This is a genomic window from Psychrobacillus lasiicapitis (assembly GCF_006861795.1).
In the GTDB taxonomy this organism is placed as follows: domain Bacteria; phylum Bacillota; class Bacilli; order Bacillales_A; family Planococcaceae; genus Psychrobacillus; species Psychrobacillus lasiicapitis.
In genome coordinates this window covers 171,046-185,040 of the sequence record NZ_VDGH01000001.1, presented here as the reverse complement: position 1 = coordinate 185,040, position 13,995 = coordinate 171,046, and the positions used below count along the sequence as shown (strand labels likewise).

General features: G+C 38.1%; 16 protein-coding genes and 1 other annotated feature. Of the genes, 13 read left to right on the top strand and 3 right to left on the bottom strand.

Annotated elements, in window-relative coordinates; translation table 11 throughout:
* Window positions 1–94 precede the first annotated feature (94 nt).
* Window positions 95–799, bottom strand: coding sequence for a metallophosphoesterase family protein (locus FG382_RS00940; protein ID WP_142537003.1), 705 nt, complete (start codon window positions 797–799; stop codon window positions 95–97).
* Window positions 800–1,111: 312 nt separating this feature from the next.
* Window positions 1,112–1,329, top strand: a binding site (T-box leader).
* A gap of 87 nt (window positions 1,330–1,416) precedes the next feature.
* Here FG382_RS00940 and trpD point away from each other — a divergent pair.
* From trpD to FG382_RS00905, 7 genes are all read left to right on the top strand, one after another.
* Window positions 1,417–2,445, top strand: a complete 1,029-nt coding sequence (gene trpD / locus FG382_RS00935; RefSeq protein WP_142537002.1) for an anthranilate phosphoribosyltransferase — start codon at window positions 1,417–1,419, stop codon at window positions 2,443–2,445.
* A complete protein-coding gene (gene trpC, locus FG382_RS00930) occupies window positions 2,445–3,236 on the top strand; it encodes an indole-3-glycerol phosphate synthase TrpC (RefSeq protein WP_142537001.1) in 792 nt (263 codons plus the stop codon). The genes trpD and trpC overlap by 1 nt, the downstream gene beginning before the upstream one ends.
* Window positions 3,233–3,835: a phosphoribosylanthranilate isomerase gene (locus FG382_RS00925; protein WP_142537000.1), complete on the top strand. Its 603-nt coding sequence runs from the start codon at window positions 3,233–3,235 to the stop codon at window positions 3,833–3,835. Before trpC ends, FG382_RS00925 begins: the two co-directional genes overlap by 4 nt.
* Window positions 3,836–3,839: 4 nt before the next feature.
* Window positions 3,840–5,033 (top strand): tryptophan synthase subunit beta, encoded by a 1,194-nt coding sequence (trpB, locus tag FG382_RS00920; protein ID WP_142536999.1) that lies wholly within the window; start codon window positions 3,840–3,842, stop codon window positions 5,031–5,033.
* Window positions 5,026–5,805: a tryptophan synthase subunit alpha gene (trpA, locus tag FG382_RS00915; RefSeq protein ID WP_142536998.1), complete on the top strand. Its 780-nt coding sequence runs from the start codon at window positions 5,026–5,028 to the stop codon at window positions 5,803–5,805. Before trpB ends, trpA begins: the two co-directional genes overlap by 8 nt.
* Window positions 5,806–5,996: 191 nt before the next feature.
* Window positions 5,997–6,971: an NAD(P)H-dependent flavin oxidoreductase gene (locus tag FG382_RS00910; protein WP_142536997.1), complete on the top strand. Its 975-nt coding sequence runs from the start codon at window positions 5,997–5,999 to the stop codon at window positions 6,969–6,971.
* A 149-nt stretch (window positions 6,972–7,120) separates the two neighbouring features.
* Window positions 7,121–7,606 (top strand): tetratricopeptide repeat protein, encoded by a 486-nt coding sequence (locus FG382_RS00905; protein WP_142536996.1) that lies wholly within the window; start codon window positions 7,121–7,123, stop codon window positions 7,604–7,606.
* 40 nt (window positions 7,607–7,646) lie between these two features.
* Here FG382_RS00905 and FG382_RS00900 read toward each other — a convergent pair whose 3' ends face one another.
* A complete protein-coding gene (locus tag FG382_RS00900; RefSeq protein ID WP_142536995.1) occupies window positions 7,647–7,940 on the bottom strand; it encodes a DUF2277 domain-containing protein in 294 nt (97 codons plus the stop codon).
* A gap of 244 nt (window positions 7,941–8,184) precedes the next feature.
* On the opposite strand from FG382_RS00900, the gene FG382_RS00895 reads away from it, so the two are divergent.
* Window positions 8,185–8,937, top strand: a complete 753-nt coding sequence (locus FG382_RS00895) for a GNAT family N-acetyltransferase (RefSeq protein ID WP_170206420.1) — start codon at window positions 8,185–8,187, stop codon at window positions 8,935–8,937.
* Window positions 8,938–8,942: 5 nt separating this feature from the next.
* Here FG382_RS00895 and FG382_RS00890 read toward each other — a convergent pair whose 3' ends face one another.
* Window positions 8,943–9,158, bottom strand: a complete 216-nt coding sequence (locus FG382_RS00890; RefSeq protein WP_229677328.1) for a hypothetical protein — start codon at window positions 9,156–9,158, stop codon at window positions 8,943–8,945.
* Between the two features lie 396 nt (window positions 9,159–9,554).
* On the opposite strand from FG382_RS00890, the gene FG382_RS00885 reads away from it, so the two are divergent.
* The 5 genes from FG382_RS00885 (at window position 9,555) to FG382_RS00865 (ending at window position 13,818) form a co-directional block, all read left to right on the top strand.
* Complete coding sequence (locus tag FG382_RS00885) at window positions 9,555–9,929, top strand: cytochrome-c oxidase (RefSeq protein WP_142536993.1); 375 nt, start codon at window positions 9,555–9,557, stop codon at window positions 9,927–9,929.
* 157 nt (window positions 9,930–10,086) lie between these two features.
* On the top strand, window positions 10,087–10,971 hold the full coding sequence (locus FG382_RS00880; RefSeq protein WP_170206419.1) for an aminoglycoside phosphotransferase family protein: 885 nt from the start codon (window positions 10,087–10,089) through the stop codon (window positions 10,969–10,971).
* A gap of 70 nt (window positions 10,972–11,041) precedes the next feature.
* Complete coding sequence (locus tag FG382_RS00875; RefSeq protein ID WP_142536991.1) at window positions 11,042–11,611, top strand: helix-turn-helix domain-containing protein; 570 nt, start codon at window positions 11,042–11,044, stop codon at window positions 11,609–11,611.
* Between the two features lie 274 nt (window positions 11,612–11,885).
* Entirely contained in the window at window positions 11,886–13,127 is a 1,242-nt protein-coding gene (locus tag FG382_RS00870; RefSeq protein WP_142536990.1) for a CynX/NimT family MFS transporter, read from the top strand.
* Between the two features lie 112 nt (window positions 13,128–13,239).
* Window positions 13,240–13,818, top strand: a complete 579-nt coding sequence (locus FG382_RS00865; protein ID WP_142536989.1) for a lysophospholipid acyltransferase family protein — start codon at window positions 13,240–13,242, stop codon at window positions 13,816–13,818.
* Window positions 13,819–13,995 lie beyond the last annotated feature (177 nt).

Genomic DNA, 13,995 nt, shown 5'->3' with positions numbered 1-13,995 from the left:
AAATGGGATAGTAGTACAGATAAATATTATGAAAGATTCAGGAACAAAGGTAAGCAATGCAGATTGTATGCAAAGCATGCCCTTGTTTCCTTTTTTATTTCACCGAATACACTTTTTGACTAGGCAATTCTAGACAATTCAATTGACCACCGTATACAGCTCCACCATCAATACCGATGATTCGATTGTCTCCGAAATACACATTGTAATTTTCTTTTTCCTCATGAAGTAGGCTTGTTTCTGTATGCCCGAATATAACAGTCTTTTCTCCGGCATAGCTTTTATGAAATTCATCCCGAATCCACAATAAAATATGCGGATTTGTCTCGGAAAGAGATGACGTTGGGTGCACACCTGCATGGACAAAAATATAGTCGGGAGTTTCTATGTAATTTTTTAAGCCTTGTACAAATTCTAAATGTTGCTGTAATACAGCTGATTGTAATATTGGTTTACGAAAGTTTTCCGCATTTACAGTAAAGTCATTTTCGGAAAAGCCATAGCTAAATAACGTTTTATCTCCACCGCCTAGCTTTACCCAATGGTTCCAAGACTTTTCAACATCGCTCGTTAACGCTTTTACCATCATATCTTCATGATTACCCTTCAGTACCTGAGCCCCAGCTTTTTGTAAACTAATCACTTTTGCAATGACACCCTTAGCATTTGGACCACGGTCAATGTAATCACCTAATAAGATTAATTGGTCATTTTCAGGATTGTATTCTACTTGGCGAAGTAACTGTTCAAACTTTTCTAATTCTCCGTGAATATCACTTATTACAAGGGTTCTTTTCATTCAATTCTCTTCTTTCTAGTTGGGTATATAATCTATTATTTGCTATTCACAGAATAACTGCAAACTATTTGACTATTTATTTGCAGCAAACACTTGGATTGCTCGGCAAAATAAAAAAGACGAATATATAGAAATAATTGATGGAATAACATTTTAAAACCACTAACAAAATATAACAGGGAAAAATAGTTTGACAATTAAAAGTATTACTACTATCATAGACAGTAACTTAAATGTTCGGATACGGGTAGAAGATGTCGGGAGCGACATCGCCCATAGAACAGTTGAGCTGAGATTAGATGAGCATAGCGGAGAAATTATTTGAATAAGAAGAGTAGCATTTGTGCGCAATTTAGAGAGTCAGTGGTTGGTGAAAACTGATTTGTAACAGATGTGAATGGGCTTATGAGAGCTATCTTGAGAGCGAAGATTCGTTTTAGGGATAGACGTGTTTCCTACGTTACAGGAATTAAAGTGGGAGTGGTGACGCTCCAACAAGAGGTGGCAACGCGGTCAACACCGTCCTCTTCAAAGGAATTCTTTTTGAATTCTTTTGAAGAGGACTTTTTTTATTTCTAAAAATAGTGAAGTTGAGTTAAGCAGAGGAGAGAGCCGAGATGAGAAATTTTATTGAAAAAGTAGAGAAAAATGAACACTTACAATATGAAGAAATGATAGAAGCGTCCCGTTTAATGTTTGATGAAGCGACAGAGTTACAAACCATTGCTGATTTTCTAATCGCCCTATCCAAAAAAGGAGAAACAGCCAATGAAGTGGCAGCACTTGCCACTGTTATGAAGTCGTTTGCGCTCAAATTGAATGAACCAGCAGGAAACTACATGGATAACTGTGGTACCGGTGGAGATGGTTTAAAAAGCTTTAACATCAGTACGACTTCAGCTTTTGTATTAGCAGGAGCAGGAGCATCTGTTGCAAAACATGGTAATCGGAAAATTTCAAGTGCGGCAGGTAGCTCGGACGTATTAGAAGCATTAGGAATAGATACTACTATCTCTTCGGAAGCGTCGATGGATTTACTTGCACGAGAAGGGCTAACTTTTCTTTATGCACCAAGCGTTCATCCTAAGTTAAAGCGAATCGGGCAAGTAAGACAACAAATTGGGAAGCCGACTATCTTTAATTTGATCGGCCCACTAACTAATCCAATTGAACTTGCGGCTCAATATACAGGTATTAATCGACCGGACTTTACGATGGAGTATGCAACTGTTTTGCAAATGCTTGGAAGAGAACGAGCAATCATTGTTTGCGGGGCGCTAGGTATGGATGAAGCATCTTTAGCAGGAAAAAACTCTTTTGTACTAGTAGATAAAGGGGATTTAATACCTTTTACTTTAACGCCAGAAGATGTGGGGCTTAGAGCTGCTCCAGTGACAGCAATCCGGGGTGGGGATGCGTTTGAAAATGCGAAAATCATGCGATCGGTATTGCAAGGAGAACGCAGTCCATTTTTTGACACAGTGATATTTAATGCAGGGGTTGGATTATATGCAAATGCAATGGTAGGTACGATTCAAGAAGGGGTAAAACTCGCAGCGGATAGTATTTTGTCTGGCAAAGCACTTGCAAAACTAGAATCGGTGATCGACTTCAGTAATAACGCACGCAAACAGGAGGTAGTATGATGGTAACCATTTTAGACAAGATACTAGTCGAGAAAAAGAAACAAATTGAGATCTTGCTAGAAGAACAATCTTCGATGGTAGAAAGTGGAGTAGAGCGTCCTTCTTTGTTTGATCGATTATACCGAAGTGAGCATTTGCAGGTGATTTCTGAAATAAAGCGCGCATCTCCTTCTAAAGGGTTAATAGCAGAAGGTGTAAATCCTGAGTCACAAGCAAAAGCTTATTATGAGGCAGGGGCCGCTTGTATTTCTGTTTTGACGGATACTCCCTTTTTCAAAGGATCCTTTAAAGATTTAGCAGATGTGGCGCGAACAGTATCAATTCCTTTATTATGCAAAGATTTTATTATCCATCCTGTGCAAATTGATCATGCAAAAAATGCTGGAGCTTCTGTCATTCTTTTAATTGTGGCAGCACTGAATAAAATGAAGCTTACGGAGCTTTATGAATATGCAACTAATCTAGGCCTAGAAGTACTCGTCGAAGTGCATGATGCAGAGGAATTAAATCGTGCCCTACAGCTAGGTGCAAAAATAATCGGTGTAAATAATCGAGACTTACGAACTTTTGACGTCGATTTAAAGCGGACAGAAGAAATTGCATCGGTTTTCCCGTTCCATGAAGAGCGAGTACTCATAAGCGAAAGTGGTATTTGGAAGACAGAGGACGCAGAACGTGTTGCAAAAGCAGGTGCTCGCGCAGTGCTTGTTGGTGAGTCGCTGATGCGTAGTGGCGATGTTGAAAGTGCACTTCGGTCCCTACAAGTGGAGCTAGGGGGCATTCTGAAATGACGAAAGTGAAAATTTGTGGATTAATGGAAAAGGAACATGTCAAAGTTGCTGTTGAAGCAGGGACAGATGCAATTGGCTTTGTTTTTGCTCCTAGTAAGCGGCAAATCTCGTTGGAAAAGGCTCAGGAATTAGCAAAAGACATTCCTTCTACTGTATTGAAAGTTGGTGTTTTTGTAAATCCGACAAAAGAAGAACTAGAAAAGGCTTATCATGAAGTACCTTTAGATCTTATTCAATTTCATGGCAATGAAAGTTCAGATTTTGTTCAATCAGCTAATTATCCTTCTATTAAAGCTTTATCAATTCGAACTGAAGAAGATGTCGAACGTGCAAAGCAATATGAAACGGACTTCTTTCTATTTGATGCACCGCAAGCTGGAAGTGGGATCACATTTGATTGGCAGCTAATGCTAGGACATGAAGTTCCACAAGAAAAAGTGATATTAGCTGGTGGGCTAAATGTAGAAAATGTAGCGGAGGCTATACAACGAGTAAAGCCATATATGGTGGACGTATCCAGCGGAGTAGAAAAACATGGTAGAAAAGATGAGCAATTGATTCGTTCGTTTATTCAAGCGGCAAAAGATGAGGAGAGATGAGCTAATGGTACAAACAACATCGAGTAGATATGGACGATTCGGGGGACAATTCGTTCCTGAAACATTAATGACGGCATTGATAGAATTAGAAACAGCTTATGAGGATGCTAGAATAGATCCCGCTTTTATAGAAGAAGTAAATTATTACTTAAAGGATTATGTTGGGCGTGAAACCCCACTTTATTTTGCGGAACGATTAACTCGCCAAGTTGGTGGAGCAAAAATCTATTTAAAGCGAGAAGATTTAAACCATACGGGAGCACATAAGATTAATAACACGATCGGGCAGGCTTTGCTTGCAAAACGGATGGGGAAAAAGAAAATAGTAGCAGAAACTGGCGCAGGTCAGCATGGGGTGGCTACTGCAACTGTTTGCGCCTTATTTGATATGGAATGTGTCGTGTTTATGGGGAAAGAAGATGTTCGTAGACAAGAGCTAAACGTATTCCGAATGGAGCTTCTAGGTGCAAAAGTCGTGTCAGTCGATCAAGGTTCTGGAACACTAAAGGATGCTGTCAATGAAGCACTCCGCTACTGGGTGTCAAATGTAGAAGACACGCATTATATACTTGGTTCTGCGCTTGGACCACATCCATTTCCGAAAATTGTGCGGGATTTCCAACGTGTTATTGGGGTGGAAACAAGAAAACAAGTAATAGAAAAAGAAGGACGTTTACCAGATGCGGTTGTAGCATGTGTTGGTGGCGGTAGTAACTCAATCGGTATGTTCCATCCTTTTATTGAAGATGAAAAAGTTGCATTATATGGAGTGGAAGCAGCTGGAAGTGGAATTGAAACTGGAAAGCATGCTGCAGCAATTGCTGGTGGAAAAGAAGGCGTACTGCACGGGGCGTATATGTATGTGTTACAAGATGACGATGGATTGATCCAAGAAGCACATTCGATTTCTGCTGGACTTGATTATCCCGCTGTTGGGCCGGAGCATTCTTATTTGCATGATATAGGTCGAGCAACATTTACTTCTGTAACTGACAATGAGGCGCTTGAAGGACTACAATTGCTTGCAAAAACAGAAGGAATTATACCAGCTTTAGAAAGCGCACATGCTATTCACTATGCGGCAGGCTTGGCTAAAACAATGCAGGAAGACGAAATTGTTGTTATTTGTTTATCAGGCCGTGGGGATAAAGATGTACATACTGTTCGCGAGGCGCTTGGAGGTGCTCAAAATGACTAAAACAACATTAACAAAAGCAATACAAAAACGTGTAAATGAAGGAGAGAAAGCGTTTATACCCTATATCATGGGAGGAGACGGTTCGTTAACAGAGCAAATTTTATTCCTACAAGAAGCAGGGGCTACCGCAATCGAGGTTGGTATCCCGTTTTCTGATCCAGTGGCAGATGGTCCAACGATTCAACGAGCTGGGGAACGGGCACTTGAGAAAGGTGCCACATTGCGAACTATTTTAGAGGAGCTAAAAGGAATTCGAAATGAAGTTAAGATCCCGCTAGTTATTATGACGTATATCAACCCTATTTTAAGTTATGGCATTGATGCATTTGCACAAGCTTGTGCGAAAAGTGGCGTTTATGGTTTGATCGTACCAGACGTACCATTGGAAGAAAACGAAATGCTAAAAGATGCATTCCAAGAAACTGACGTATCGCTTGTTCCGCTTGTTTCGCTAACTAGCCCACCGGACCGTATAGAAAAGATTGTTGCTGCTGGAGAAGGTTTTATTTATGCAGTCACTGTTAATGGGATTACAGGAGTTCGAGATGGATTTGATGACTATTTAGAAAAGCATTTGAATCAATTGAAAAGAATAAGTTCAGTTTCAGTACTTGCTGGGTTCGGAATTTCGACTCCGGAACAAGTAAAATCACTTGGAGCTTTGGTAGATGGAGTTATTGTTGGAAGCGCGATTGTGGAGGCGTTTCATCAGAAAGAGTTGGAGAAAATCCGCGAATTAGTTGCTGCATCTAAGAAGAAAGTATTGAACTAAAGAAATGGTCCTTTGATATAAAGTCAAAGGGCCTTTTTGTTGTTTTAGTGCGTCCTGTCCTTCCTAAATTACTGGTATGCAAGTAGTCCTAAGTATGTTATATTCCTATTAATCTGAAAATTAAAACCGAAGATGATAGAATATTTATGAAACAATTAAATAACTGTGTTTATTGAATGGAGGAACAACAAATGTCAAAAATGCCGTCAGTACTTCAGAACCTACGTCTCCCTGTAATCGGAGCACCACTATTTATTATTAGTAACCCAAAGCTAGTAATCGAACAGTGTAAGGCAGGGATTGTTGGATCAATGCCAGCACTTAATGCGAGACCCGCTTCCTTACTAGATGAATGGTTGGCAGAAATTACAGAGGAATTAGCAGCTTATAACGCGAAAAATCCTGATCGTCCAGCAGCACCGTTCGCAATCAATCAAATTGTTCACAAGTCGAATGACCGCTTAGAACATGATATGGAATTATGTGTGAAGTATAAGGTTCCCATCATTATTTCATCGTTAGGCGCTCGTGAAGAGATATTCGCAGCTGCGCATAGCTATGGAGGAATTGCTCTGCACGACGTGATTAATAACACGTTCGCGCACAAGGCAATCGATAAAGGAGCAGACGGCATAATTGCAGTTGCTGCAGGAGCTGGCGGTCATGCTGGAGTGAAGAGTCCTTTTGCTTTAGTGCAAGAAATACGACAGTGGTTCGATGGTCCGCTTGCTTTATCGGGTTCGATTGCTTCAGGCAGTTCTATCCTCGCAGCTCAGGCAATGGGAGCTGATTTCGCCTATATCGGCTCGCCGTTCATTGCAACGGAAGAGGCACGTGCATCCGAACAATATAAGCAAGCAATAGTTGAAGCAACCTCTGATGATATTGTGTATAGCAGTCTTTTCACCGGAGTACATGGGAATTATCTAAAGTCTTCTATTAAAGCAGCTGGATTAGACCCTGACAATCTTCCGGAGAGTGATCCATCTAAGATGAATTTTGGTGAAACGTCCGCAAAAGCTTGGAAAGATATTTGGGGGAGCGGCCAAGGTGTTGGCTCTATCCATGAAATTACTAGTGCAGCAAAATTCGTAGACAAACTGGATAAGGAATATTTAGAGGCAAGAGATAGACTGATTAGCCTTAATGCTGTTGGGAAGATTTGAATAGGATAATATATTAGCATTATCAACATGAATAGCTGCACATAGATTACACTTGTGTGGCTATATTTGCATGTGTGCAAGGCTTAAAAGAAAAGTATCATTCTACGTAATTAATCAGGAAAAATGTAAGTGAAAAGAGGAGGATTAGGATGACCGATGGATTAGCTCATGCAATAGATTTAAGAAACGAAGGGAATTTTCAAGAATCTAATGCGTTACTTTTACGAATGGTAGAAAAATGGCCAAATGATGCAGTCATTAACTACCAATGTGCGTGGAGTTTTGATGTATTAGGAAAAGAAAACGAGGCAATAACTTACTATGAAAACGCCATTGCGTTAGGTTTACCTGAATCTGATTTACAAGAGGCGCTACTAGGATTAGGAAGTACATATAGAGCATTAGGTGAATATGAAAAATCTAGAGATGTTTTATTAAAAGGAATCAACCTTTTTCCCACCAATCATTCAATCCAGGTATTCTACGCAATGACGCTATATAATTTAAACGAACATCATCATGCTATGGAATTATTATTAAAATGCCTGTTAGATACAACTAGCGATAAGGATATTTTAAATTACCAAAAAGCAATTCGTTTTTATTCCGATAAATTGAATAACGTCTGGGAATAAATAAAAAGAGAGCTAGACCCGATTGGGCAGCTCTTCCATATTACTCAATAGATGATGAAACTTCTCCAGTTCCAAATCTTTTTGCATTTCTTAGTCGAGCTTGTTCTGCTTCCATCTCTCGATCGCGTGGTTCTGCGCTAGTCTTTAGGGTGTCTAGCAAATTTTTAGTTATTATAGACACTTCCTCCACAGCTTTATGAAAACTTTCTTCATTGACTTTTGAAGGCTTATTAAATCCTGAAACCTTACGAACGAATTGAAGGGAAGCTGCATAAATCTCATCATCTGTTGCAACTGGCTCAAAATTAAAAAGTGTTTTAATATTGCGGCACATATGGTCCTCCTTTAATTATTGTGATTTATCTTGATTGTAACATAATGTTTCCTCCCTCTATTGTTTTTAATACCAACAACATTAAAGAGAAATGTTCATGAAATGAGGTTTGTAAAGGATGAATATTAGATTAAATCCCCTTAATGACATTGAAATGCTCTCCCTTTTTTTAGAAGAAATGAATACAGTTCAGGAAAGCCATATCGGTTATTGTGGGGACACGAAGGAGGAGATTGCTCATACGTTGTATCATGAATTTTCTGATGCAGATATCTCCCAATCTTTTGTAGTTGCTTATGACGAAGAAAATCTGATTGGTGCATTAGGATTTGATGTAGATAAGGAAAGCAAAAGTGCAGAAGTATGGGGACCTTTTATTAAAAATAAAGGAGATTATCAACTTGCTGATAGTTTGTGGGAAAAAGCAAATGCATTATTAACTAGCGAAGTAAATGAATTTTCATTTTTCATAAATATAAAAAATGAGTTCGTTCAACAGTTTGCGATACATAAAAATGCTATAAATAAGGGAAATCATTTATTGCTGAAAGCTTTCCACAACGATTTAGAGGAAGTTGATTTGGCACAGATAGAATCCTATGATTTAGCATATAGAGATTCATTTATGAGCCTTCATAAGAAAAATTTTCCAAATACATATTTTAAGGCATCGGAAATACTTGATCGATTAAGTAATCATAATCATTTGTTAGTAATAAATGAAAAAGAAGGAAGGATTAAGGGATACGTTTATGTCGAAGCGAATCCCGAGCATAAAGAAGGATCGATTGAATACATTACTGTAGCAGCTGACTATCAAAAACAAGGGATTGGTACATTACTGATCCGAGCCGCTTTGTCCTATCTTTTTTCTATCAATGAAATCGAAGAAATTTCTCTGAGTGTTGCAAAAGAGAAGGATAAAGCCAAGCGCTTATATAAAGCTGCAGGATTTAAGAAAGTGCATGAGCTAATTCATTATCAATTAAAGGAATAAAGCATTTATAGTTTTTTACGTGTTTTTTCTTCGTATCCCGTTTCGTGTTTTGTATCTTGAATACTTTTTACTTGTTTGATATCTGTTTTCGTGCCGGTCATCAAGTCATCAAAAGGTGTGTATCGATTGGATGGAATTCGTTTCGTTTTAAACATCTTAAAGCATACAAATAAGAATAAAAAAAAATAGATGACAGCAAAAACTATACTCATATAACTCATATTTAGCCCTCCTTTTATCCCGCATTAACGGGCAGTAAGACTCCCACTACAAGATTGAAGAAAAGCACAAAGATAAGTGCAACTGCCCGTAAAAGCCCGATTGGTTTAACTAACAATCAGTGGGGGATGACGGGGACTAAAAGCGCGACGTCCATGTCGCAACGTCCCCACTAGCACGTCCTGTGCGTCGGAAAACCCCCACTGATTGAAGTTTCACTTTATATACATTCTATGCAAGAGAGTGATTTACCTTTAATATAATAATCTGTAACTACAAGGGATAAATATATTCAGAGCGGACAACCCCATTATTTTACAGACCTAGCATACTCCTTTTTCATTGTAAATAGAATATATAGAACTAATTATCCTATTATGAGAAAGGGGAAAGTAGGCATGGCTATCCGCTTTATCAAGATTTCGGTTGTTTATTTTGTGATTGGGGTTCTGTTAGGTCTGTACATGTCGATGGCGCATGATTATGCGTTGAAAGGTGTGCATGTACATGTCAATTTGATTGGATGGGCATCTTTCGCATTTGCAGGTTTTGTTTATTATTTATTTCCAAGTACCAGTAGCAACGTATATGCCAAGCTTCACTTTTGGACTGCCAATATCGGATTTCCATTAATGATGATTGCACTTACCGTCCTTATTTTAAACGGAGCAGCAATAGCAACTGTATTTACTGCAATCGGTGGAGTGCTTGTTGTCTTTAGTGTGATAATACTCGCTATCAATGTACTCGCGAACGTACGATCAGCTCGTTAAAAAATAGCATTAGAGGTCGATCTGTTGTTTCTACAAATAACGGATCGGCTTTTTTATTTGGTAAAAATACATTGTGAAAAATCTGAAAATAATGTAAAGTAAGATTCTTGTTAGTAAATATTCTACTAATTCTAAGTCAATGAATAGGGGGAGACTAATGGAAAAGCCAAATATACCTTTCTTAAATAAGTGCACTATTTTTCAGTTTATAGAGGAAGGGTTTTCAGATGATGAGAAATGGTGCGTTGACCATACCTATTTACTTCGCATTTCTGGGCATGGAAATGTACAAAAATTAAAAAAGCAAGCTGAAATTATTAATGAAGTGCATGCATTGGATAGCCATATACCTTTTGTACATGAAGTAGGAGTAGTGGATGAAAAAGCATATATGATTCTAGATTACATAAGTGGAGACAATGGAGAAATTGCACTGCCGTTAAAAAACGAAACAGAACAATATAATATTGGAAGTCAGGTAGGCAAAACACTCAAGCGTCTGCACAGCGTTCACGCACCAGCTAGTCACCAAACCTGGGAAGAAACATGGCGGAACCGAGTAGAAAGACTAGCAACTCCATTTACCGAGATAGTTAAAGAAAATAGTCATTATGAATGTGTAATACCTTTTATTGAACACAATTTGCATTTGTTAAAAAATCGACCTAACTGTGTTCAGCATTATGATTTTCATCCAGGGAATATATTAGTAGAAGAAGACCGTTTTACTGGTTTAATAGATATGCAAAAAATTACATATGCAGATCCAATTAATGAGTTTTACAAAATGGAATACTTTAATGTTCCTATTAGTAGGACCTATTCCAAAGGGGTATTAGACGGTTATCATGACCATCAACCAATTCCTCTTTCTTTTTGGCAACTGCATCGTTTATATGCAGCGATTCATATCATTTCTGCTGAAGTATGGGGCCATGAAGTTGCAGTGAAACAAAGAGATAAATTTCAAAAGTACACTCGTTTTACATTGGATCAGTTTGGAGATTTTAAGTTACTTATTCCTAAATGGTATAATAAATGAACTTCAAAGCTTTTAAGTATTAAAACTAGACGATTCGTAATAATTAAGTTTGTAATATCATAAGGGAGGAATGAAAGTGGAGACAGATGATCCAAAACAAGTTGTATTACAAGTTGGGAATGCTCTAAAAAAACTCCGTAAAGATAAGCGATTGAGCCTTGAAGATTTATCGGAATTAACTGGCGTGAGCAAATTAACCCTTGGAAATATCGAACGTGGGGAAACAAATCCAACACTTGGAATGTTGTGGAAAATTTCAAGAGGATTGTCGATACCCCTTATGGCATTGTTTGCAAGAGAAAGCAATGTTAATGTATCCAGGGCAGGTCAAGGGTTGAGAATCGCAGGGGATTCGAAAGCTTGGATTATGGAGCCTATCTTTCAAAATGCTAGTAATGAAATTGAGATGTGTCGTGCTTACATACAACCAAACAGCACCTATCATCCAGAAAAACATCACCAGAATACGACTGAAATTGTTACAGTGATGTCGGGAAAGATTACAATTAGCGTGAATGAGGATTCCTATGAATTGAATGAGTATGATTCTATTAGTTTTCGTGCAGATAGTATACATTCCTATACAAACCATTCTAATGATATAGTCGTTCTACATATTGTGTTGAAGTATGGGGTTTAGCTTCGTATCTCCCACTAAATACAAGAAATAACCCTTAATCATCCTTATGAGTGATGATTAAGGGTTATTTTGTTTTCACTATTATTCTGTTAAAAAATCGAATCATAATAATTTCCATAAAATAATAAATTATTATATACAATATTTATAAAATAGTATATTATAATATGCGTTAATGATGGAAAACAATTCTTCAGTATAAGAAGAAACTTCAACACAAGTATATGCTATTCAATGAATGCGTTGATGAGTTGAAATTGAAGGAGGAAGCAATATGGGTTTACACAATCAATTTAGTCAAGATCAAGATAAAAAGTCTCTTTCTATAATTAGGAAACAATCAGCCCCAGGGCTAATTATTATAGGAATTATATTTATTGCAGCTAATCTACGTGCACCTTTAACTTCGGTAGGTCCTTTAGTAGGTCTTATTAGGGATAATATGCATTTATCGAATACAGTAGCAGGAATGATTACCACATTGCCATTACTCGCTTTTGCATTTTTTTCGCCTTTTGTACCTAAATTAGGGCGTAAATTTGGGGTTGAACGAATCATTCTGATTTCTGTCATCTTCCTTACAATTGGTATTATTATTCGTTCTTTATCAGGGACGGCTACCTTATATATTGGAACCGCTATACTCGGATTCGCCATTTCTATTTGTAATGTACTACTACCAAGCCTGATTAAACGAGAATTTCCGAAACGAATGGGGATGATGACAGGTGTTTACTCTATTTCTATGAACTTATGTGGGGCAATCGCTTCTGGTATTAGTGTTCCAATTGCGCTTACGTTAGGATACGGTTGGCAGGGAGCATTAGGGATTTGGGGGATTTTAAGCTTCATATCTATGTTGTTTTGGTTACCGCAAATGAAGCATCGCCATGTTCAAACATCACCAGCTCACACTCAAACTGCTAACAAGAATGTGAATTTATGGGGCTCGACACTAGCTTGGCAAGTAACATTGTTTATGGGTCTACAATCTCTGATATTTTATGTACTGATCGCATGGTTGCCTGAAATTCTAAAGGAACAAGGGATAAGTTCGGATCAATCTGGCTGGCTACTTTCGACTTTGCAGTTAGCTCTACTTCCGTTTACCTTTATTATTCCGGTTATCGCTGGGCGTATGTCGAGTCAACGAACATTAGTTGTCTTGATGACAATTTTACTGTTAAGTGGCACACTTGGATTACTTTATGGAAGTATGAGTTTGATTGTTTTATGGATAATTTTTTTAGGAATTGGTGGAGGATTTGCTTTTGGATTAGCCATGATGTTTTTCGGCTTGCGTACTAAGAACTCACATGAAGCTGCAGAATTGTCTGGAATGGCGCAATCGGTCGGTTACTTTCTTGCTGCTATTGGTCCAACGCTGTTCGGTTTTCTACATGATGTTACGAATAGCTGGACTACTCCACTTTTGTTATTGGTTGGTGCGTCTGTATTGCTCTTTTTCTTTGGCTTTGGGGCTGCAAAAGATCGATATGTAGGTTCTGGTGAATAAGTTGAAGTAAATGACTAGCCTATACCAGGCCAATCGATAGTCTGGTATTTTTATTTCTAGCACAGTATAATTAGCACTAGATACTAAAACTAGCTAATAAAAGGTGAGGTCTATGTATAATTTTACATTATCGGTTGCAAAACTGGTTGTACGTTTATTTGGAAAAGTAGAAAGGCAAAATGAACATTTATTGCCGAAAGATGTAGGGTATATCGTCACTTGTACGCATAGAGGATGGTTGGAAATTGTCATATTAGGAATGTGTGTACCAAAGCCGATTCATTTTATGGCAAAGAAAGAACTTTTTGAAAATAAACTGGTTGGGCGGTTTCTACGAAGCATAAATGCTTTTCCTGTCGACAGGGAAAACCCATCTCCTAGCAGTATAAAGCGGCCAGTAAAGCTTTTGAAATCTGGAGAAGTAGTTGGCATATTCCCAAGTGGCACTAGAGCGTCAGAAGGAGCACCTTTAAAAAGAGGTGCTGTAACAATTGGTAACTTATCGAAAGCACCAATCATTCCTGCATTATATGTTGGTCCCCGAACATTAAAGGAATTGCGGAAGATGAAGAAAGCTACAATCATTTTTGGAGAACCCATATACATAAAAACAACCAGCAAAGAGGAGCTAGCTACATATACCGAGCTCTTAAATGAGAAAACTAATTTACTAGAAACACAAATTGGATAATGAAATAAAGAAAGGTAAATGATTCTTTAACGTAGTCGAAAACCTTTGCAACGTTAATCGTTCTAAAATTTTCATGGAACCAGTAACAAAAATGGCCCTTCCTTGAGTTAAGGCTCATCGGGATGGGTCACTGTCCTCACAGCAATTAACGTTCTTAAAGGGTACCTCTGTTATTTT